This is a genomic window from Paenibacillus lycopersici, from assembly GCF_010119935.1.
Taxonomy (GTDB): Bacteria; Bacillota; Bacilli; order Paenibacillales; family Paenibacillaceae; genus Paenibacillus_Z; species Paenibacillus_Z lycopersici.
Map to the genome: position 1 here is coordinate 5743220 of NZ_CP048209.1, position 20977 is coordinate 5764196.

Genomic DNA, 20977 nt, shown 5'->3' on the forward strand with positions numbered 1-20977 from the left:
TCTACTCCTTCACTGGACTTCCGCCGTAGATATGAGCGATCGCTTCGTCCGTCAGCTCGTCCGGCCGGCCGTTGAATACGATCTTGCCTTTGTGCATTCCGATGATTCGCGTCGCATAGGATTTGGCCACGTCCACCTGATGCAGATTGACCATGCATGCGATGCCGTCTTCACGACAGATACGGTACAGATAATCCATAATCACTTTGGAAGTGAGCGGATCGAGACTGGCGATCGGTTCGTCCGCGAGCATCAGCTTCGGCTTCTGGCAGAGCGCCCGCGCGATGCCGACCCGCTGCTGCTGGCCGCCGCTTAATTCGTCGGCCCGCTTGTAGATTTGCTGCTCGAGCCCCAAGCGTACCAGTAACGCTTTCGCTTCCTGTTTGTCATGGTTCGAGAACAAACCGAGCGCGCCGCGAATCGGATCCATATAACCGAGCCGGCCGTGCAGTACATTGTGGAGCACGCTGACCCGTTCAACGAGATTGTAGCCTTGGAAGATCATGCCTACCTGGCGTCGCAGCTGCTGCACCTGGCGGCGGTTAGCCTTGTCGGAGTGAATGTCGTCGAACAGCACGCTGCCCTCGGTCGGCTCGACTAGCCGATTGATGCAGCGAAGCAAGGTGCTCTTCCCCGCGCCGCTCGGTCCGATGACGGCGACGAACTCGCCGGGTTCAAGAGAGAAGGTAACGTCGTGGAGCGCCGCCGTTCCGTCGGCATACTGTTTGCTAAGCTTGTCAATTTGCAGAATCGCAGCCATGATCTCAACCCTTTACTTCAATAATTGGTCCGGGCTCATTTGCAGCGTATCGGCCGTATCCCGAACGACCTGGAAGTCGCCGTCGCCGATCGGGAACATGTGATTGCCCTGCAAATAGGTATCGTTGGTGTAATTCAGAATGAAGTTCTTGATCGCATCTACCAGATCGGCGGGAAGATCGTTGCGATAAGCATAAGGGGAGCTCGGAATGGGATCGGACGTCCCGATGACGCGATAATCGGTCGTCTTGACCAACCCTTTATCCACGATCTTCTGAATGCAGGTATCGCAGACGCCGGCCGCGTCGGCTTGTCCTTTGGAAATCGCGATAATCGATTTGTCATGACCGCCGGAATACGAAACGTTCGAGAAGTACTTGTCGATATCCGGACCTTTCAAGCTGAACTGTTTGCCGAACATCATTTCCGGGAACAAATGCCCGGACGTGGAAGCCGGATCGGCGAACAGCATCGTCTTGCCCTTCAGATCGGCGAGCGTCTTCGCCGGGGAGTCGGCAGGCACGACGATCAGGCTGTGATAGAATTTGGTATCCTCGCTCTTCGCGCTTGCCGCGAAGGCTTCGGCGCCGCTGCGCTCATGGGCGATGATGTAGGCGAACGGTCCAAAGAGCGCGACGTCGATCTTCTTCGTGCGCATGGCCTCGACGACAGCCGTGTAGTCTTCGCCTTCGTACAGGTTGACTTTCATGCCGAGCGCTGCCGACATATCCTTCGCGAGCGTCGCCCTCGGGTCGTTCTGCTTGCCGTCCGTCTCGCTCGGAATGAACCCGAAATTCAGTTCTTTCGGCCAATCCTTGTGATCGTCCGCCGCCGCCGCGGCATTCGAACTGCCCGCATTGTCCGAAGCGCCGGCATTGCTTGCTGCCGTATTCGTTTTCTCGCCGCACGCGGACAAGGCCACGATGGATGCAATAGATAGAAGCATGAGAGCCGTTTGACTTTTTTTACGGATATTCAGCAAGAAAATCTCCTCCACTCATATGCGCTGCTTATTCGAGACTGATGGATATTTTGCACAAATCTCCACGATACTTCGCCGACGTATACTCGAGACGCCGATTCGCTTCGTCCCGCATGACGCTGTCGATCTGAAGCAGATTCGTACTCGGCTGGATGTTCAACAATTGCGCTTCCTGCAGCATGGGATAGGCGATGCGGAATGTAGATCCGATTCGCGTCAGCTGAATCCCGTACTCCTGCTGCAAGATCCCGTAGAGCGAATGAAACAGTTCGGTGTGCTCCAGCAAGCCGGGGAAAATATCCGCGGGCAGCCACGTGACATTGAACGATAAGGGGACATCGTCTGCCGTTCGCAAGATTTCCAGGCGATAGACTTGCCGGCCCGGAGACAGCGCCAACACTTCCGCGACATCCGAAGGCGGGACGACGATCTCCTGACGGATCAGCTCCGCGCCCGGTCGTCTCCCCAGCTTGCGGATGAGGTCGGAAATTCGGGTGACCGGCGATATCGTGTATTCGATATCGAGCGGCTTCCCGCAGACGTAATAGCCTTTGCCTTGATGCGATCGAATCAACCCGATTTGCACCAGCAGATCAAGCGATTGCCGCAGCGTGTAGCGGTTGACTTTGAAGCGTCGGCACAGCTGCTGCTCCGATGGAATGCGATCGCCCGGACGGTAGACCTGCTGCTCGATTTCACCATGCAGGATATTGGCGATGGTTTGATATACCGGTATATCCGCATCGACAGAATGTCCCGTTCTCAACTGACCACCTCTTCTCTTCAAATTTCGGCCGACCTAAACGTAACTTGTCAACAACAGAAGAATGTCATCGAAATATTAAATACACATTTATTTATGTTCATAACGGCGACCGAGGCTGACAGCCATCATGCGCCTTCGCACTTCGCGCAAGAAGCTGCGCGGAGTGCCGAAGGTATCCGGCCGCCAATGAACGGCCGCAAGCAGATGGCGTTCGTTCCCGCTGTCCGATCGGCCTAGGTCGCATCATACTTGGCAATAAATCGATCCAAATCGTAGAAGTCGGCAAAACGTTCCTCCAGCTGCTCCCTCGTCCAGTCCCACCAGGCGATGCGCTCGAGCCGCTCCGCCGTCTCCTTCGGAAAACGCTCGCGGATCGGCTTCGCCGGTACTCCCGCGACGATGCAGTACGGCGGCACGTCCTTCGTCACGACCGCGCCGGCCCCCACGACCGCGCCGTTGCCGATCGTGACGCCGGGCATGATCGTCGCCCCGTGTCCGATCCAGACGTCGTGGCCGATCGTTACCGGATGCGAGCGCCGCCAGTCGAAGAACTCCGCGTCGTCCGTCTCGGCGAAGCCGTAGGACACCCGGCGATAAGTCGCGTGATGCAGGGTGACGCGCCACATGGGATGATTGCCCGGATTGATGCAGACATGCGAAGCGATATTGCAGAACTTCCCGATTTGAGCGTAATGGATGATCGCCTCGTCCACGCAGTAGCCGTAGTCGTCCATGGTGCTTTCCAGGATGCGGCTTCTTGCGCCGACGGCCGTCCATTCGCCCAGGCGGCTGTGCTGTACGACCGCCGTTTCGTCGATGTTCGGCTCCCGGGTCAAGCGTCCGCGGCGCTTCGTTTCTTGATGGACGTATGTTAATGCCATGCTTGTCTCTCCCTTCTTAACGTTCTTGTTCAAGCTTATCTTGTCGATATGTAGCTGGGGTTAAGGTATTTTGAAGTTCATGTAACGGTCGTGAAAGAACGCGGCGGTCCGCATCATCGCGGATGGATGAGACGATATGAGGGTAAGACGATATGAGGGTAAGACGATATGCCCGTTCCGCTCGGCATGCTGGATCTGCTATGATGGCACTAGACAATTAGCCCTTATCTTCCATATAGAAAGGAGGCGTTCACGATGTACGATTTCATCGAAGCGTTCCGCGCGGATCTGGAGCGCTATGCGCCGGACAGGCTGGTACGCATCGCCAAGCCCGGCGGCTGGTCGCTGGGTCAGCTTCATGACCACTTGATCGAGGTGGCCTTGGAATATCTGGGCCATGTCGCCGTCTGCGCGCAGGCGACGGAAGAACAGCCCTCCGGCAAAACGGAAGCCGGCGAAGGCGTGTTCCGGCGCGGTGGGTTTCCGCCGATCCGCATCAAGCTGCCGGATACGCCGGAATTCACGCCGAGCAACGCCTTGAGCAAGGATGAGCTGCTCGCCGGACTCGACAGGGTCGATCGCGACATGCGCGCATGGGAGCCGCGGCTCGCCGCCGTTCATCCGAACATGAAGGTGCGCCACGACGGCTTCGGCTGGCTGAACGCGCGGGAATGGTTCGACTTGATCGGCATGCATTTCCGCCACCATCTCCGGCAGAAGGCGGAATTGGAGGCGCTTACGGAGGCGTAGAGGCAGGGGCGAAGGCGGGGAGCTAGGGGGCGCTGCTTGGCGCAGCAAAGGCGTTGCAAGGGCAAAGCTAGGCGCTGCAAGGGCAAAGCTAGGCGCTGCAAGGGCAAAGCTAGGCGCTGCAAGGGCAAAGCTAAGGCGCTGCAAGGAGTATTCGCGGTAATTTGTAAAGACCTCTGCTTGAAAAGTTGCCCAAGCGGCAACTTTTTCGGCATAACTGCCGGTCTCCGGCTTGAAAAGTTGCCCAAGCGGCAGCTTTTTCAGCGGCATTGCCGGTCTCCGGCTTGAAAAGTTGCCCAAGCGGCAGCTTTTTCAGCGTAATTGCCGGTCCCCGGCTTGAAAAGTTGCCCCGGCGGCAACTTTTTCGGCGGCATTGCCGGTCTCTGGCTTAAAAAGTTGCCCAAGCGGCAACTTTTTCGGCATAACTGCCGGTCTCCGGCTTGAAAAGTTGCCCCGGCGGCAGCTTTTTCGGCGTAATTGCCGGTCTCCGGCTTGAAAAGTTGCCCAAACGGCAACTTTTTCGGCGGCATTGCCGGTCTCCGGCTTGAAAAGTTGCCCCGGCGGCAACTTTTTCGGCGGCATTGCCGGTCTCCGGCTTGAAAAGTTGCCCCGGCGGCAGCTTTTTCGGCGGCATTGCCGGTCTCCGGCTTGAAAAGTTGCCCAAGCGGCAGCTTTTTCGGCGTAATTGCCGGTCTCCGGCTTGAAAAGTTGCCCAAGCGGCAACTTTTTCGGCGGCATTGCCGGTCTCCGGCTTAAAAAGTTGCCCCGCCGGCAACTTTTTCGGCGTAATTGCCGGTCTCCGGCTTGAAAAGTTGCCCCGGCGGCAGCTTTTTCGGCGTAATTGCCGGTCTCCGGCTTGAAAAGTTGCCCCGGCGGCAACTTTTTCGGCGGCATTGCCGGTCTCTGGCTTAAAAAGTTGCCCAAGCGGCAGCTTTTTCAGCAGCCAGGTAGCAAGCTACAAGCAAAAAACCCTCCAGATTCGCGTCGTCCGCGATTCGGAGGGTTCTTTGCTTGTCCTGATAACAGCCGGAATGCCGGAGCATCCGGCCGGGTTCTTCATTTCCGGAAGTACGGCCCTTCTCAGGTGCCGGCTTCCGCAGCGGCGGCCTCGGCCGGCAAATGCGAGACGACGACGTTGTACGTCGTGACTTTGCTGCTGATGACCGGGCTGTTCGCCGGGGCGCCGCTGGATGCATGGCCGCCCTGACTGCTGCCATGGGCAGCATGTTCCGCCCCGCTTGCTTGGGCGCCGTGACCTTGCGCCGGCGCGGCATGGGCCTGCGCGTGCTGCTCCTGCTGCGGGAATTGCTCTTCCGCGCGGGCAGCTCCGCCGGCCGCTTCGCCGCGGCGGGTATGCGCCTGACGGAACGCGTCGCTGTTCGTCCACGCATTGAACGCTTCCTCGCTCTCCCAAGCCGTACAGATCCGCACTTCCTCCGTTTCGTCCGAAAGAACGGCATGCAGCACTTCCATGCGGACGAAGCCCGGGAAGGTGTGCACGCTCTTCGGCGAACGGAAACGATCCACGACCGCATCCGCCGCGCCCGCCCTAATCTCGAAACGGTTCTCTACAATAATCATGCCGCTTGCTCCTTCCTTCGCTCTCGACAACTATTATGCCGTCTCGGCCTTCGCCTCATGCCTTGCAATGCCGCAAGGCATATAGACCGGCACGCCGTCGTCATTGTATATCTTCGCCTCGATGCCGAACACCTCGCGGAAGAAATCCGCCTTGAACAGGTCGGCAGGCCGTCCTTCCCGCACGATCGCGCCTTGCTTCATCGCCACGATGCGGTCGCAATAGCGGGCGGCCTGGTTCAAGTCGTGCAGCACCATGATGACGGTGATCCCCTGCTCGCGGTTCAGCTGCTGGATCAGCTCCATCAATTCCAGCTGATGCGCGATATCGAGATACGTCGTCGGCTCGTCGAGCAGCAGCAGCTTCGGCGTCTGCGCCATGCACATCGCCAGCCACGCCCGCTGCCGCTCGCCGCCGGACAGTTCCTGCAGCGGCCGGTGCTGAAGCGTCTGCAGGCTCGTCACCCGCAGCGCCCAATCGACGACCTCTTCGTGCTTGCCCCTGCATTCCTCGTACCATTTCAAATGCGGATTGCGTCCCCGGCGCACAAGCTCGCGCACCGTGATGTCCTGCACCTGCTCCTGCGATTGCGTCAGCATCGTCATATGCCGGGCGATCGATTTCGTATCCATCCCGGCCATGTCCCTGCCGTCCATCTCGACCTTGCCGCCCTGCGGCGATACGAGCCTGGCCAGCATGCGCAGCACGGTCGACTTGCCCGAGCCGTTCGGCCCGACAATGCCCAGCCATTCGCCGGGCGCCACGCTCAGGTCGAATCCGTTCACGATGGCCGATTCGCGTCCGTAGCCGTATTTCAGGCCGGAAGCCGCCAACGCCGGCGTCTTCGTCGTCATCGTCTAGCCCCCCTTCGCAGCAAATAGAGAAAGAACGGCGCGCCGAGCAGCGCGAGCAGAATGCCCACGGGAAACTCGATCGGGTCGAACCAGCTGCGCGCAGCCGTGTCCGCCGCAATGACGAGCGCCCCGCCGCCGATCGCGGAGATCGGCAGGAAAATCCGGTAATCGTTGCCGACAAGCAGCCTGACGATGTGCGGAACGACAAGTCCGACGAAGCCTACCATGCCCACGATGCTGATCGCCGCGCCGGCGAGGAAGGTCGAGAGCAGAATAATGAGCAGCCTGCCGATTTCGACGCGGCTGCCGAGAAGCTTGGCGGCATCGTCGCCGAGCACGAGCAGGTTCGCCGTCTTGATCAGAAATACGGACCCGATCATGCCGATGACGGTGTACGGAAGCAGCGTATCGAAATGCGGCCAGCTTCGTCCGTTCAGGCTGCCCGACATCCAAGGAAGAACGGCCTGCACTTTCTCGCTGTTCAGAATCATGAGCGCGGTCATCGCCGCGCCGAGCAGCGAGTTGACGGCAACGCCGGCAAGCACGAGCCGCAGCGGCGAAGCGCCGCCTTTCCAAGCCAGGACGTAGACGACGGTCGCCGCCGCCAAAGCGCCCAGAAACGCGGAAATCGGCAGATACGCGATATGCTCCGGGAACAGGATCATAATGACGACCGCGGCCAGACCGCCGCCGGACGACACGCCGATAATGCCGGGATCGGCAAGCGGATTACGGAATACGCCTTGCAGGAACGCACCGGCCACAGCCAGACAGACGCCTGCCAGCAGGCCGGTCAATACGCGGGGAAGCCGCAAATTCCATACGATCTGGCGCGCTTCCGAATCGGAGTTGTGCAGCAGCGAAGTCCAAACTTCCCGCGCCGGAATCGGGATGGCGCCGGACATCAGACCCACGAGCGCGGCGGCCAGCAGCAGTACCAGGCTGATGATCAGCACGGCGCTTCTGCGGGCCGTGCGGGAGAGCGCGGCTTGCTGCGCGCGCTCCCTGCCCGTTGCTAGTGTAGAAGACATTGAATTAGTTCACCTGCAGCAGCAATTTGTTGATGGCCTGAACCGCCTGCGGCGCCCGCAGCCCCGGGTTCGCGGCGAACAAATCCGAAGGCAGCACTTCGAAGCGGTCGTTCTTCACGGCCGACAAGCTCTTCCAAGCCGGATTCGTCTCGAATTGTTTCTTGAAGCTCGCTTTCACTTCATCCGCGTCGCCGTGCGCAATAAACAGAATCAAATCCGGGTTGGCCGCGATGATCCGTTCCAGGCTGAGATCCGCGTATTGCGGCATTTCGGCCAATGCTTTGAAACCGGACGCAACGTTCTTGCCGCCCGCAAGCTCCAGGAAATTGCCCGGATAGCTCGACGGCAGCGCGACTACGAAGCTGCCTGGCGCGCCGTAGACGATCAGCGTCTTCGGTGCCGTGCCCGGCTTCTTAAGCGAGGAAACGTCAGTATTCATTTGCTTGATCAGCTGTTCGGCTTTCGTTTCTTGGCCGAGCACTTTGCCGTACAACCGGATGGAAGCTTGAATTTCCGTAAACGTATTATGCGAGTTGAACATCACTTGCGTGCCGAGCTTCTCGATCGTCGCCTGCTGCGACTTGAGCGACGGGCTGGCGATGACGAGATCGGGTTTCAACGCCGCCAGCTTCTCGAACTCGATGCCGTGCGTGCTGCCGACTTCCGGAACGGAAGCCGCCGCCGGCGGATATACGGTGCCGAGCGCAGTCGAACGGCCGACGACGGTACTGCCGAGCGCGTAGATGATTTCCGTATCGGACGACGACAGCGTGACGATGCGCTGCGGCTTCTTCTTAAGCGTGAACGGGCCCGTGCTCGTATTCACGGTCAACGTGCTGCTGATCGCAACCGTCGACGAAGCGGAGCTGTAAGAAACCCATTTGCCGAACGCTTCGGATACGAGGCGCAGCGGCACGTACGTTTTGCCGCTGATGAGAACCGGAGCGGCCTCGAGCGACTTGGAGGAACCGTTTATGTAAGCCGTGCGGGAACCGACCGTCAGCTTGACGGTGGTGCTGCCTTGGACAGCGGATACGGTTTTATTCTTCGCATCCCAGCTTGCTTTGCCGCCGAGCGCGCTTACGATGCCGCTGTACGGAACGAGCGTGCGGCCGTTGACGATTGTAGGCGCCGCGTCGAGCGAGAGCGATTTCCCGTCCAACGTTACTTTCACGGACGAGCTTGCCGCCTCGGCCGTATGGCCCGCACTGAAACTTGCCGCCGGTGCCAGCAGCACCGCTGCCGCCAATACACCGCGAGATAGAACTTTCGAAAACACAATACCAGCCCCCTGAACGATAATGAGAATCAATATCAATTATGATTACAAGGACTATATTAGTCGATAATGATTCTCATTGTCAATGAAAAATTAACCATCCATGGACATTTATTTTGGTTGTTCGGCCGACGTCGGCCAGCCGCATCGACGCCTTTCCGAATGAAGGATTCCCCCCCTGCAATTCTGCATATTTATTTATTGTAACGTCATTGACACCAGCATTTCTATTGTTTATTATGAATATTAATATCAATAAAATGAATAATTATTCATAACTGCGAGGTGCCCGAATTGAACCATTTTCTATCGATGCAAGAATTGAACCGCGATGATCTGATGCATATTATCCAGACCGGCATTGATATCAAGCGGCATCCCGAACGCTACGCCACCGCCTGCGACCGGAAAGGCGCGCTGCTGCTATTTCAGAAAACATCGACCCGCACGAACCTGAGCTTCCAATCCGGTATTAACCAAATGGGCGGCTATACAGTAGCGATGGATTGGCAGTCGAGCAATTTCAGCATCTCCCCCATCCGGTACGAAGCCCGTTATGCGTCGCGCAACTGCGATTTCATCGTGGCCCGGTTGAAGAAGCACGCCGATCTGCAGGAGCTTGCCGCGTATGCGACGGTGCCGGTCATCAACGGCTGCTGCGACCGCTACCATCCGTGTCAGGCGCTGGCCGATCTGATGACGATCTACGAGGTATCGGGCACGTTCGAAGGCATTACGGTCACCTATGTCGGCATCCTGAACAATGTCGCCAATTCCCTGATCGCCGGCTGCGTCACGCTCGGCATTCGCCTGCAGCTCGTCACGCCGATCGTCAACGAAGCTTCATGGGACGGCCTTCTGATGGACCGCGCCATCGGCAGCGGGCTCGTGACGAGAATGGACTCGTTAACCGAAGCGGCCGCCCAGTCCGACTATGTCTACACGGACACCTGGGTCGACATGGAGCATTTCCACAATGCGGACTACGAGGCGGTCAAGGATTTCCGGATGCAGACGATGCTGCCTTATCAGCTGAACCGCAAAGCGCTGAACGGCAGCACGCCATACATTATGCATGACATGCCCATTCACCCCGGTTTCGAGATCGAGGAAGAGCTGATCGAATCCGCCGGATCGATCATCTACCAGCAGGCCGAGAACCGGATGCACGCGCAGAAAGCGCTGCTGCTCTATCTGCAGGGCAATTGAGCGGGCGCCGGCCCGGAGAAGCATAAGGTGAAATAGCTGTCGCCAACCTGCAAAATCGCGTCACCGGAATGGAGTCCGGCGGCGCCTTTTGTCGTTGGTCCGCCTGGCCTGCCGATCGGACAGGCAAACCTGCGGCTCTCGATTGATATATTAGCGCTGAAACGGAGTGTAAAAAATGGGGGAGGCGTTACCCGAGGATTGCCCGACCGGAGAAGCGACATTCACCTTGAGGAACTTCGCTCGACCGGAGAAGCGTCATTCGTGAGGATCTTCATCGATTGGAGAAACGCCGTTCGATTCGGAGGACCGTCACTCGGGCCAGCCCGTTAAGCCCTTCCGTTCCCTTCACGATGTTGTCTTGCTGGTCGATCATTGTTTGCATGAATTTCAGCATCGCCTGCAGCTCCGATTCCGAGAAAGAATCCTGTGAATGTTTCCACGACGATAAGAGAACGCAGAACCATCCGGAAATTCAAACCGACGCCGATCGCGCAAGAATTGATCGTTTCCTTGCTGAACAAGGCGATAGGCTTGTACGAAGCCGACGGAACGCCGCACTGGCGCTGTTTGCACTACAGCACGGCGGGAGCTCGCCAAAGACTGGCCGAGAGCATGTTTGCCAAGATAACGGCGAGCAAGCTCGGGAAGCTCCTTCCCGCCAAAATGATTGATCTTCTCACCAAACAAGTCACAACCACGCCTGTTCATTTGGTCTTCATTGCCGCATCCGCCGACAGCCGGCGGCAGAGCGACGAGCATTATGCCGCCGTCCGCAGCATCATGCAGTGCTTTCAGCTGCTCGGCTGGGAATCCGGACTGGGCATGCTGTGGTACACGGATCCCCTGATTGCAAGCGAGTCCTTATATAAGGAAATCGGCTTGCGGGAAGGGGAACGATTTGCCGGTATTTTGCACGTCGGCCGCTTCGAGAAAGCGCCAAGAGCCCGGAAGAGAACGCCGGCGGACAAGAATTGGACCGCGCTCGGCGGGAACGGCGGACCGCATTCGGATCGCCTGCGCATTTCATCGCCAAGCCTGCTGGAGCTGCTGAACGAGGCCGCCTGGGCGCCGAACGACGGACTGCGGGAACCGTGGCGCTTTATCTATGCGGCCGGCGGCGAAACGGCTGCTACGCGGCCCGCCTCATCCGATGATGCTTCGATAGCGCGTCTTCTGATCGTCGCCAAGGAGGAATCCGATCCCCATAAGCAGGAAGAGGATTTTGCGGCGGTATGCTGCTTGATCCAGAACTTTCAATTGCTGGCCAAGTCCAAGCCATGGCATGTGCGCCGCATGATCCCGTCATGGATCGACGATCAGGAACAGCGCGGGACTTTCGGGATCCGGCCGCAGGAACGAATCGCGGCGGTGCTGGAGCTGGGGCCGGAGGAGAACGTTCGTTATTCCAATAGCTCTCCGGCTCTCCCGCCATTAAACATCACGCATCTATAAAGGCGCAGCCGCGCTTGTCAAGCAGCAGTGCAGCAGCGCCCCGGAAGGAAACGCATGAACGGTAACTGCATGGACAAAGCTGCGCGGAGGCGCGGGAAGCCCGCGCCTCCGGCCGCAGCCTGCCATCCGTCTCCGCCCTATGGACGTCGCCCGGCTCGGTCCCGCGAACGATTTCCTTCTTCGCGCGATGACCTATAATCAGGACAGTTACCAAAGACGGGAGAGATTACGCAATGATTCAAACGAACACGACGAACAAAAGGCTCGTGCTTGCGGGCCTGATGCTCGGCTTGATTTTCGCCGAGCTGGACGAAACGGTCGTATCGACGGCCATGCCGACCATTATCCGCGAGCTGCACGGGCTATCGCTCTACGGCTGGGTCGCGGGCGTCTACATGCTCGCCGCCACGATGTTCATGCCGATTCTCGGCAAGCTCGCCGATCTGTTCGGCCGCAAACGCGTGTACTTGAGCTGCATGGCGCTGTTCATGGCCGGCTCCGTCGTAAGCGGCTTGGCCGACTCCATGACGATGCTGCTCGTCGGACGCGGCATTCAAGGCATCGGCGCTGGCGGGCTCATGCCGCTTGCGCTCGTCATCATCGGAGACACGTATCCGCTGGAGCAGCGGGCGAAGATCCAGAGCTTATTCGGTCCGCTGATGATTTTGCCCCAATTGCTCGGCCCGACGGTCGGCGGTTACATGGTCGGCCACGTCAACTGGCATTGGGTGTTCCTGATTAACATTCCGGTCGGGCTGCTCGCCGCTTCCGTGCTTGCGATCGGCATGCGCGAATCGCGCGGACTCGAGAAGAAAGCGATCGACTGGACCGGCGCCGGCACGCTCATCGCCGCCCTGCTGTCCTTGCTGCTGACCCCGGTGCTCATCGACAACGAAGGCATGTCCTGGTCGTCGCCCGTCATTATCGGGATGCTGGCATTGTCCGCGGTGCTCGCCGGCCTGTTCATCTTCATCGAACGCCGGGCGAAGGAGCCGATCATTCCGCTGCGCCTGTTCCGCCACCGGTCGGTCGTCGTCCTGTCCTGCATCGTCTTTATTCTCATGCTCGGCATCATGGGCGGCATCGCGACGTTTCCGTTCTTCGCCCAGAACGTCATGGGACTGACGCCCACGGCATCCGGCTATCTGATGCTCGCCTTCATGGCCGGCGCGATTCCGTCCAGTATCGTGAACGGCTTCCTCATCACCAAGGTGCCGTACCGCAACTTGTTCATCGTCTGCTTCCTGCTGCCGATCGTCGGTTTCTACCTGCTGACGCAAATCGGCGTCGGCACGAGCGTCCTCTATGTCATCGCGACGTTCTTCATTCTCGGTCTCGGCATCGGCGTCTTGTTCGGCAGCGACAACCTTATCGTGCAGGAATCCGTCGACAAAGCCGACAGCGGCTCGGCGCTCGGCACCGTGCAGCTGTTCCAGTCGCTCGGTGCGACAATCGGACTCAGCGTGTTCGGCAGCCTATTGGCGCGGAATATCAACCTAGGCGTCAAAGGCATGGCGGATCAGCTGCCTGAAGGCACCGCCGGCAACATCGCGACCGGCGGCATTCCGGCAGGCCTGCCGCACGAGCTGCTCATTCGCGTGCAGACGGTCTTCTCGGAAGCGTTCCGGCATATTTTCTCCATCTCGTTCGTGTTCGTCATCGTCGCTTTCGCCGCCTGCTGGTTCTTGAAGAAGGAAGTGCTGCAGAAACGGGAGGACACGCAAGACGGGGATGCCGCGCAAGACGGACCTGCGGCCGGCGCAGGCACCGCCGCCGCCGTCAAGTAAATCGGCGCTGCCGGCCGAATCCCCCTTGACTCGCGGACGATACCGTACTATAGTAGTTGCTAACCATTTCCAGAATAAAATACGTTCAAAGCAATGAACGGAAAGAGTACTGCCGCTGCGACAGTCAAAGCGAGCCGGCGATCGGTGAAAGGTCCGGTACTGTCGAGCTGCAGGAATGGCTCCGTTCGCTTCAATCCGAACCTGGGTGCAGGCATGCTCTTGTTGCCTTCACTTCGGCAGTAGGCGTTGACGGCCATTCCCTCCGTTACCTCGGGGAAGCATGTTAGTCGTCGTGACATGTTAGAGCGCGGCCTGCTCAGGCCGAATTCGGGTGGCACCGCGGAGTCCGGCACTTCGTCCCCTTTTTGGGGATGGGGTGTCCTTTTTCATTGGTCCACCATTCGAATTTCGGGGAGGCTGTTGTATGAAACGCGTACTATCGGGCATCAAACCAAGCGGCGAAATGAATATCGGGGGTTACGGCGGCGCGCTGCATCAATTTCTGGCCATGCAGAAGGAATACGACTGTTATTTCTTCGTGCCGGATCTGCATGCCGTAACGGTGCCGCAGGACCCGAGGCTGCTGAATCGGCGCTCCAAGGAAATCGCCGCATACTACATCGCGGCGGGCATCGATCCCAAGCAGGCGACGATCTTCATCCAGTCCCATGTCGCCGCCCATGCCGAGCTCGGCTGGCTGCTGGAGACGCAGGCGCATTTCGGCGAGCTCGGACGGATGACGCAGTTCAAGGAGAAATCGCATGGCAAGGACACGGTCAGCTCGGCGCTGTTCACGTATCCCGTGCTCATGGCCGCGGATATCCTGCTGCATCAGGCGACGCATGTTCCCGTCGGCGACGACCAGAAGCAGCATTTGGAGCTGACCCGGGACTTGGCGCAGCGGTTCAACAACCGCTTCGGGACGACGTTCGCGATTCCCGAACCGATCATCCCGTCTATCGGCTCGCGCATCATGGGCCTGGACGATCCCGCCAAGAAGATGAGCAAGAGCAACCCGAACCGAAACAGCTATATTCTGCTCGAGGACAGTCCGGAAGATATCCGCAAGAAAATCGGGCGTGCCGTGACGGACTCCGAAGGAATCGTGCGGTACGACTGGGAGCGGAAGCCGGAGATCAGCAACCTGATCGAGATTTACGCGGTTGTCGCGGGCGAGAGCGCAGCGGCTATCGAGCAGCGGTATCGCGGCGTCGGCTACGGGCCCTTCAAGCAGGATATCGCCGATGCGGTCATCGCGGTGCTGACGCCTATTCAGCGCCGGTTTGGCGAGATTATCGCGTCGGATGAGCTGCTGACGATTCTGCGGAACGGGGCGGAGAAAGCCGCAGCAAGCGCAAGCGCAACGCTGCGGAATGCCAAAGCCGCCATGGGACTGCTCACGCTCGATTGAAGAAAATGCCGATGCCATGAGCTTTGGCGGGAACGATGAGCATGGCGCGAGCTATGAGCATGGCGCGAGCTATGAGCATGGCGCGAACGACGAGCTTGACGCGAACGATGAGCATGACGAGAACGACAACAGGCGCACCGCCCGGAAATCCAGCGATTCCGGGCGGTGCGCCTTGCTTGATTGCCTGATTGTCGGCACCGGCTACTGCGTCTGCAGCAGTTTGCGCAGCGCTTCCGTCATCGACGCTCCCCGCTCAGGATCCATATGAAACTGCGCCGGCGTGTTCTGAAATAGCGCGATGGCCCACTTGCCCTCCCGCTTCACGGCTGTCAGCGCGTGCTGGGCGTTCAGCTTCGGATCGATGTCCGCCGCCCCCTCCGGCACGAGCCCGGAATAAGCGCGCAGTATCGCCGCTTCCGGCGTAAGCAGCTTCACGGCTTGGACGATCGCGACATAGCGCGGCGTCTTGTGATGCGCGAAGATCGGGACGGCATGATCGTGAATGCCCTGCCTGCCGGCAGCCTCGCTCCCGTCGAAACCGATCAGCTCGCCATCGGCCGCGAACGGGGCGGCCATTCGCTCCGCGCTGCGCGCGTTTCAGCCATTCAGCATATCCCGGTAAAGACGGACGACTTCCCATTCATCCGGCTGCACGATTTCGTCATGCGCCCGCCGCAGCTCCGCATATTGTTGAATGATGTCATCCGATTCCGATATGGACATTGTTCATCGCTCCCATTCGCAAGGCGTTTTGTGATACGCTTATAGAACCGATTTTAACAAGGAGAACCGATCATGCCAAATGCAGCCTCGCCTCGCCCGCAAGGCGAGAAACCGCGCCGGATTCTGTTCACCGGCGGCGGATCCGCGGGACATGTCAGCGTCAATCTCGCGCTCATCCCGCTCCTCCAGTCCCAAGGCTGGAACGCCATGTACATGGGCTCCAGCGACGGCATCGAGAAACAGCTCATCGGCAGGCTGGACGATGTCGCGTATTACGGCATCTCGACGGGCAAGCTGCGCCGTTACGTCGATCTGCAGAACGTGAAGGATCCGTTCCGCGTCGTGAAAGGCGTCTATCAAGCCTACCGGCTCATTCGGAAGCTGCGTCCCGACGTCGTCTTCTCCAAAGGCGGCTTCGTGTCCGTCCCCGTCGTGCTCGGCGCATGGCTGAACCGCGTGCCGGTCATCATCCATGAATCGGATTTGACGCCGGGCCTTGCGAACCGGATCGCGAATCCGTTCGCCCGCAAAGTATGCGTGACGTTCGGCGAGACGGCGTCCGTCATCAAAGGCGGCAAGGCCGTCCATATCGGCCCCGTCGTCCGCAGCGAGCTGCTGCGCGGCAACGCCCTGCAAGGCTTGCAGTGGAGCAAGCTGCTCCCGGGCAAGCCGGTGCTGCTCATCATGGGCGGAAGCCTCGGAGCGAAGAGCATCAACGGCGCCGTTCGGCGCAACCTGCCGCGGCTTACGCAAACGTACCAAATCATTCATCTGTGCGGCAAAGGCGAGCTCGACGAGAGCTGCAGCGGCGTCAAAGGCTATCGTCAATACGAATACGTGCACGACGAGCTGCCCGATCTCGTCGCTTGTGCGGAAATCGTCATTTCGCGCGCGGGCTCCAATTCGATCTTCGAATTTCTGGCGATGCGCAAGCCGATGCTGCTCGTTCCGTTATCCAGGAACGCGAGCCGGGGCGATCAAATTCTGAATGCGGAATCGTTCCGGAAAGCGGGCTTCTGCGAGGTGCTTCAAGAGGAAGAATTGACGGACGAGGCGTTCCTGGCGGCGCTTGGCCGTCTGTATGCCGACCGCGAAGCCATCCGCGCCCGCATGCGCGAGCATGGCGGCGGCGCTTCGGCGGCAGACGCCATCGCGGTGCTGATCCGCGAGAACAGCCTGCGCTAGCGTTGCGATTGTTCATGTATCGGCGCCGCACTAGCGGTCACGGTACAGCACGGCCGGGCCGTCGTCTGGCGAACAGCGGCCCGCCGGCTTTGTTTTCTTTTCCCGCCAATTGGCAATCCCATCCGTTTACAGCCTGCGTAGTCTTGTGGTAATCTGAATGGATCATCCTTTATTACGTAGAAGCGTCTAAGCGCGAAATTCGATGAGGAGTGCATTACATGGCTGATTTGACTGAACTGAGAACGAACATCGACGATATCGACCGGCAGCTGGTTGCGCTGTTGGCCCGGCGGTTCAACTGCACGGAAGAGGTCGGCATCTACAAGGACCAGCATGGCCTGCCCGCTCAAGATCCGTCCAGGGAAGCGCAGCAGTTTCAGAAAATCGCGCAGTACGCGCAAGAGCAAGGCTTGAACCCGGAGTACGCGGCAGCTATTTTCCGCCACCTGATGGATCTCGTTATCTCCAGGCACCGCGAGCTGCGATCGGTATCCAAGTAATCGCGCGCCGCAAGCGGCGCAGCCCGTATCCAAGGCCGTTCCGAAACTAGACTTCGGGACGGCCTTCTTCATTCTAAGCGCCAGCCCGGGCGACTGCGTCTGCGTCTGCGGAAAACCAAAAAACGGCAGCGTACCGAACGGTCGAACCGCTCGCGCACGCTGCCGCTTCTGCTTCAGCTTGCTTATTGTCGGGACTGCCGTTATGTGGACATCCCTCGTATCAGGAACGGGATTGCGGCTTCGCTTCCGCCGAAGGCTTGTATTCCTTCTGCTTGATCATGCGGTTCTTGCACAGCTCGCGAATTTCATCGTGCAGCTGTTTGGCGGACTTGCCTTCCGTCGCAATGCCAAGCCGTTTCGCCGTTTCCTGAAGGCGCGCCAGGCGCTGCGCTTTCTTCTCGGCTTTGAATTTCTCCCACTTGGCGGGATTCGCCTCGCGGGCGGCCTTCAGCTCCTTGTGCAGCTGCTCGGCGGATTTGCCTTCCGTCGCAATGCCGAAATACTGTGCCGCTTCCTGCATCAGCTCCAGCTTGCGGGCTTTGCGCACCTCGCTCTTATGGCCATGGCCGCCGCCGAAGCGCCAATGGTCACGCTCCTGCTCATGCTGTGCCTGCAGCTGTTCGGAAGAAGGCGTCGCCGCCTGGGCGTAGACGGGCAATGCGGTCAACAGCAGCGCGGCTGCCGTTCCAAGCGCAGCGATTTGCTTGCGCCATGATGGTGTTTTCAACTCAATCAGCTCCCTTCGCGGGCCATGCTTCGACCCATTCTGTGGTAGCTTGTCCACCCTCGGAACATTTTATCCAACATTCGCCAATCGTTATTTCTCCAGTTCCGCGAGCCTCTGCTGCAGCGCCTCCTTATTGAAATGCTCCCCGATGAACACCGCCACGTCATGCACCTCGCCCTGCGGCGTAATCCGGATAAACTCCGTCTCGCGGTAGGCGAACTGGAACAGAAACCGGCTGTTCGTGTCCGAGAACGTGACGATGCCCTTGGCGCGGTACACGTCCTGCGGCAGTCCGTTCAGCAGCTCTTCAAAGTCGTGGCTGTCGATCGGTCCGGCAAAATAGTGCGTCAGCGTCATGACATGCGCATGCGATTCATGCGCGTGGTGAGCGTGATCGTGAGTATGGTCGTGATCGTGAGCATCGCCATGGTCGTGGGCATCGCCGTGGTCGTGAGCATGGTCGTGATCGTGAGCATGATGGTCATGAACATGATGCTCGTGGGCGTGACCATGACCGTGATCGTGGTCTCCGTGATTGCAGCCGGGGCCGCATTCGCGGCCGGATGGATGCGCTCGTTCGGCATGGGCCGATCCGTCTGCGGCCGCAGGCGCCGCGCCCGGCTTCACCGCGTGAGTCGGATCGAAGATCGCGAGATCGATGACGCTGCGCACCGTCACCGTAAGCGGGGCGAACGCGTTCAGCTCCCGCGCGAGCTGCTGGACCTCGACGAGCTCCTCCGGCGCCAGCTTGTCCGCCTTATTCACGATCAAATCGGTCGCGCAGCGGATCTGATCCTGCATCAGCTTGAACGTACGGCCTCCGCGCTTGCTGCGCGCGAGCAGCTCCGGTCCGTCGACGACGGTCGCGATCGTGCGCAGGTCGATGCGCATGAGCAGCGCGGCTTCCGTTACGGCGTCGATGATTTCCATCGGATTCGCGGCGCCGGTCGATTCGATCAGCACGACGTCCGGCCGATGCTCCTCGATCAGCTCCTTCAGCTCGATGCCGAGATCGCTGCGGATCGTGCAGCAGATGCAGCCGCCGAGCATTTCGGCCATCGGCACGTCGCCCTCGATGAACTGCCCGTCCAAGTTGACGTCGCCAAGCTCGTTCATAATGATGGCGACTTTGATATCCTGCGCTTTATAGTAATCGACGACCTGATTGAGCAGCGTCGTCTTGCCGCTTCCCAGAAATCCGGACAGCAGGTGCACCGCGACCGCGCGGTCTTCCCGGTTAGCCGCATACGCCGAGCTCGAAGCTTGCGGTTCGTTCGTTGCATTCGTTGCATTGGCTGCGTTCGTTGCGTTCGTCGGTTCTCCGCCTGGCATGGTCATACTCTTCTTCCTCTCTCTTAAATAAACTGGCACCATTATACCGTTCCCCGCCGGATTTTAACAGTCGCGTCGGAAATGGTGTTAAATCCGCGCTCGGCCGCATATTGTTCTTTGAATGTGGACCTTGGAGGGGGGAGATGGCCAACATGGAGCAACGAGCGATACCTGTAGTTGTCCTGAGCGGTTTTCTCGGCAGCGGCAAAACGACCCTGCTGCTCAGGCTGCTGCAGCAGGCCAAGTCGAGCGGTTTGCGCGCGTCCGTGCTCATGAACGAGATCGGCGCGGTCGACGTCGACGGGACGCTGGTCAGCAGCGAGTCCGCCTATCAGCTGATGGAGCGCATTACGGAAGGCTGCCTCTGCTGCAGCAAGAAAGGCGAGCTTGCCCAATGTCTGGAACGGCTTGCGCTGATGCAGCCGGACGTCATTGTCATGGAGCTGACCGGGGTGGCGAATCCGGAGGAGATCGTGGAGGCGATGACCGACCCGTCCATCATCGGCAAAGTCGCGCTGCACCGCATCGTGACGGTGATTGACGCGGAACATACGCTTGATTATAACAGCATTTTCTCCTCGGACCGGGAGCTGATCCGGACGCTTCGCCGTCAAATCGAGGTGGCCGATATCATCATCGCCAACAAGGCCGATCTGATCTCCGACCGCACCGCCGACAAAGTACGCAAGCTGATCGAGGACCGCAACGGCTCCGCCTTGTTCGTCAGCGCGGTGCGCTGCGAGTTCGATGCCTCGCTCATTCTGGAAGGCATCGCGGCATCGGCCGGCCGGCGGCAGCCCGCCGTCTCCGGGACGCGGCTCGCCGCCTCGGCCGTTCGTCCGGCACCGGCCGGCGGGGCCGCCGGGGCGCCTGCCGTTGGCGGCGCGCGAATCGCGGCGGCAGGCGCTGCTCCCGGCACGCCGAGCGTGCGCGTGAATGCCGGGACGGCCGGCAGCAGCAGCCAGGCGGCTTCGGCGGGGCCGAGCGGCGGGTTCGCTCGCTCCGCGGGGGGCTCGGCGAGCGGGACGGACGGCGGCGGCCGAGCGGCTTCGGCGGCGCCGAGCGGCGGGTTCGCTCGCTCCGCGGGGGGCTCGGCGAGCGGAACGGACGGCGGCCGAGCGGCTTCGGCGGCGCCGAGCGGCGGGTTCGCTCGCTCCGCGGGGGGCTCGGCGAGCGGGACGGCGAGCGGCGGCCGGGCGGCTTCGGCGGCGCCGAATGGCGGATTCGCTCGCTCCGCGGGGGGCGCGGCGAGCGGGACGGACGGCGGCCGAGCGGCTTCGGCGGCGCCGAGCGGCGGGTTCGCTCGCTCCGCGGGGGGCTCGGCGAGCGGGACGGCGAGCCATGCAGGCGCCAGCGCAAGCGTGGTCGCGTCGCCGGGCTCGTTCTCGCGCATCCGGACGGCCGCTGTCTACCTCGACCCGGAAGCCGACATTACCCGCCGCCAGTTCGAGGCATTCGTCAGTGGGCGCGGCAACGGCTGCCTGCGCGCCAAAGGCTACATGCCTTTCGGCAAAGACGGCGCACCGTTACTATTCCAGCTTGCCGGCAAACGGATCGAATGGTCGCCCAGCGCGTACGAAGGCGCACCGTATTTCGTCATGATCGGCATTGACTTGGACGAAACCAAAATCAAGCAAGAGTGGGCTCGTCTCATCCGCAAGTAAAAAGAGGCCTCCGCCTCTTCGTGCAGCGAAATGCTCCCATGCAGCAGCTTTATTGAGGTCCGATACAGTATCTGGCCCCGAATTCCTGCCTTACGGCAGCTTTTCGGGG

22 protein-coding genes and 1 other annotated feature are annotated in these 20977 nt (G+C 60.0%); of the genes, 8 read left to right on the forward strand and 14 right to left on the reverse strand.

The window, feature by feature from the left end; translation table 11 throughout:
- Position 1 precedes the first annotated feature (1 nt).
- The 4 genes from phnC to GXP70_RS25290 form a co-directional block, all read right to left on the reverse strand.
- Positions 2 to 760: a phosphonate ABC transporter ATP-binding protein gene (gene phnC, locus GXP70_RS25275; RefSeq protein WP_162359366.1), complete on the reverse strand. Its 759-nt coding sequence runs from the start codon at positions 758 to 760 to the stop codon at positions 2 to 4.
- Positions 761 to 772: 12 nt separating this feature from the next.
- On the reverse strand, positions 773 to 1741 hold the full coding sequence (locus GXP70_RS25280) for a phosphate/phosphite/phosphonate ABC transporter substrate-binding protein (RefSeq protein WP_162359367.1): 969 nt from the start codon (positions 1739 to 1741) through the stop codon (positions 773 to 775).
- Positions 1742 to 1769: 28 nt separating this feature from the next.
- Complete coding sequence (locus tag GXP70_RS25285; RefSeq protein ID WP_162359368.1) at positions 1770 to 2507, reverse strand: GntR family transcriptional regulator; 738 nt, start codon at positions 2505 to 2507, stop codon at positions 1770 to 1772.
- 233 nt (positions 2508 to 2740) lie between these two features.
- Complete coding sequence (locus GXP70_RS25290; RefSeq protein WP_162359369.1) at positions 2741 to 3388, reverse strand: DapH/DapD/GlmU-related protein; 648 nt, start codon at positions 3386 to 3388, stop codon at positions 2741 to 2743.
- Between the two features lie 255 nt (positions 3389 to 3643).
- Between GXP70_RS25290 and GXP70_RS25295 the strand changes: the two genes are divergently transcribed.
- A complete protein-coding gene (locus GXP70_RS25295; protein WP_162359370.1) occupies positions 3644 to 4138 on the forward strand; it encodes a DinB family protein in 495 nt (164 codons plus the stop codon).
- Between the two features lie 309 nt (positions 4139 to 4447).
- Here GXP70_RS25295 and GXP70_RS25300 read toward each other — a convergent pair whose 3' ends face one another.
- From GXP70_RS25300 to GXP70_RS25320, 5 genes are all read right to left on the reverse strand, one after another.
- Positions 4448 to 5029, reverse strand: coding sequence for a hypothetical protein (locus GXP70_RS25300; RefSeq protein WP_162359371.1), 582 nt, complete (start codon positions 5027 to 5029; stop codon positions 4448 to 4450).
- Positions 5030 to 5215: 186 nt separating this feature from the next.
- The gene (locus GXP70_RS25305) at positions 5216 to 5716 is read right to left on the reverse strand and encodes an antibiotic biosynthesis monooxygenase (protein WP_162359372.1); all 501 of its coding nucleotides are present in this window, start codon (positions 5714 to 5716) and stop codon (positions 5216 to 5218) included.
- Positions 5717 to 5749: 33 nt separating this feature from the next.
- A complete protein-coding gene (locus tag GXP70_RS25310) occupies positions 5750 to 6568 on the reverse strand; it encodes an ABC transporter ATP-binding protein (protein ID WP_162359373.1) in 819 nt (272 codons plus the stop codon).
- Positions 6565 to 7599, reverse strand: coding sequence for a FecCD family ABC transporter permease (locus tag GXP70_RS25315; protein ID WP_162359374.1), 1035 nt, complete (start codon positions 7597 to 7599; stop codon positions 6565 to 6567). Before GXP70_RS25315 ends, GXP70_RS25310 begins: the two co-directional genes overlap by 4 nt.
- A 4-nt stretch (positions 7600 to 7603) precedes the next feature.
- Positions 7604 to 8878, reverse strand: coding sequence for an ABC transporter substrate-binding protein (locus tag GXP70_RS25320; protein ID WP_162359375.1), 1275 nt, complete (start codon positions 8876 to 8878; stop codon positions 7604 to 7606).
- Positions 8879 to 9172: 294 nt separating this feature from the next.
- On the opposite strand from GXP70_RS25320, the gene GXP70_RS25325 reads away from it, so the two are divergent.
- Complete coding sequence (locus tag GXP70_RS25325) at positions 9173 to 10087, forward strand: ornithine carbamoyltransferase (protein ID WP_162359376.1); 915 nt, start codon at positions 9173 to 9175, stop codon at positions 10085 to 10087.
- A gap of 271 nt (positions 10088 to 10358) precedes the next feature.
- Here the strand turns inward: GXP70_RS25325 and GXP70_RS30110 are convergent, their stop codons facing one another.
- Positions 10359 to 10481 carry a hypothetical protein gene (locus tag GXP70_RS30110; protein WP_263864045.1) on the reverse strand — a complete coding sequence of 41 codons (123 nt, stop codon included), beginning with the start codon at positions 10479 to 10481 and terminating at the stop codon, positions 10359 to 10361.
- 32 nt (positions 10482 to 10513) lie between these two features.
- On the opposite strand from GXP70_RS30110, the gene GXP70_RS25330 reads away from it, so the two are divergent.
- The 3 genes from GXP70_RS25330 (at position 10514) to trpS (ending at position 14737) form a co-directional block, all read left to right on the forward strand.
- Complete coding sequence (locus GXP70_RS25330; RefSeq protein ID WP_162359377.1) at positions 10514 to 11539, forward strand: nitroreductase family protein; 1026 nt, start codon at positions 10514 to 10516, stop codon at positions 11537 to 11539.
- Between the two features lie 233 nt (positions 11540 to 11772).
- Positions 11773 to 13326 carry an MDR family MFS transporter gene (locus GXP70_RS25335; protein WP_162359378.1) on the forward strand — a complete coding sequence of 518 codons (1554 nt, stop codon included), beginning with the start codon at positions 11773 to 11775 and terminating at the stop codon, positions 13324 to 13326.
- Between the two features lie 84 nt (positions 13327 to 13410).
- Positions 13411 to 13691, forward strand: a binding site (T-box leader).
- Between the two features lie 59 nt (positions 13692 to 13750).
- On the forward strand, positions 13751 to 14737 hold the full coding sequence (trpS, locus tag GXP70_RS25340; RefSeq protein WP_162359379.1) for a tryptophan--tRNA ligase: 987 nt from the start codon (positions 13751 to 13753) through the stop codon (positions 14735 to 14737).
- A 201-nt stretch (positions 14738 to 14938) separates the two neighbouring features.
- On the opposite strand, the gene GXP70_RS25345 is transcribed toward trpS, so the two are convergent.
- Together GXP70_RS25345 and GXP70_RS30115 are read right to left on the reverse strand one after the other, a co-directional pair.
- Positions 14939 to 15313 (reverse strand): SgcJ/EcaC family oxidoreductase, encoded by a 375-nt coding sequence (locus tag GXP70_RS25345; protein ID WP_162359380.1) that lies wholly within the window; start codon positions 15311 to 15313, stop codon positions 14939 to 14941.
- Positions 15314 to 15334: 21 nt separating this feature from the next.
- Entirely contained in the window at positions 15335 to 15460 is a 126-nt protein-coding gene (locus GXP70_RS30115) for a hypothetical protein (protein ID WP_263864046.1), read from the reverse strand.
- A gap of 72 nt (positions 15461 to 15532) precedes the next feature.
- Between GXP70_RS30115 and GXP70_RS25350 the strand changes: the two genes are divergently transcribed.
- Both GXP70_RS25350 and GXP70_RS25355 read left to right on the forward strand, forming a co-directional pair.
- The gene (locus GXP70_RS25350; protein ID WP_162359381.1) at positions 15533 to 16645 is read left to right on the forward strand and encodes an undecaprenyldiphospho-muramoylpentapeptide beta-N-acetylglucosaminyltransferase; all 1113 of its coding nucleotides are present in this window, start codon (positions 15533 to 15535) and stop codon (positions 16643 to 16645) included.
- A 218-nt stretch (positions 16646 to 16863) separates the two neighbouring features.
- The gene (locus tag GXP70_RS25355; protein ID WP_162359382.1) at positions 16864 to 17145 is read left to right on the forward strand and encodes a chorismate mutase; all 282 of its coding nucleotides are present in this window, start codon (positions 16864 to 16866) and stop codon (positions 17143 to 17145) included.
- Between the two features lie 220 nt (positions 17146 to 17365).
- On the opposite strand, the gene GXP70_RS25360 is transcribed toward GXP70_RS25355, so the two are convergent.
- Positions 17366 to 17872: a hypothetical protein gene (locus GXP70_RS25360; RefSeq protein WP_162359383.1), complete on the reverse strand. Its 507-nt coding sequence runs from the start codon at positions 17870 to 17872 to the stop codon at positions 17366 to 17368.
- A gap of 90 nt (positions 17873 to 17962) precedes the next feature.
- Complete coding sequence (locus GXP70_RS25365) at positions 17963 to 19210, reverse strand: CobW family GTP-binding protein (protein ID WP_225442549.1); 1248 nt, start codon at positions 19208 to 19210, stop codon at positions 17963 to 17965.
- 146 nt (positions 19211 to 19356) lie between these two features.
- On the opposite strand from GXP70_RS25365, the gene GXP70_RS25370 reads away from it, so the two are divergent.
- Positions 19357 to 20868, forward strand: a complete 1512-nt coding sequence (locus GXP70_RS25370; protein WP_162359385.1) for a CobW family GTP-binding protein — start codon at positions 19357 to 19359, stop codon at positions 20866 to 20868.
- Positions 20869 to 20977: the final 109 nt, after the last annotated feature.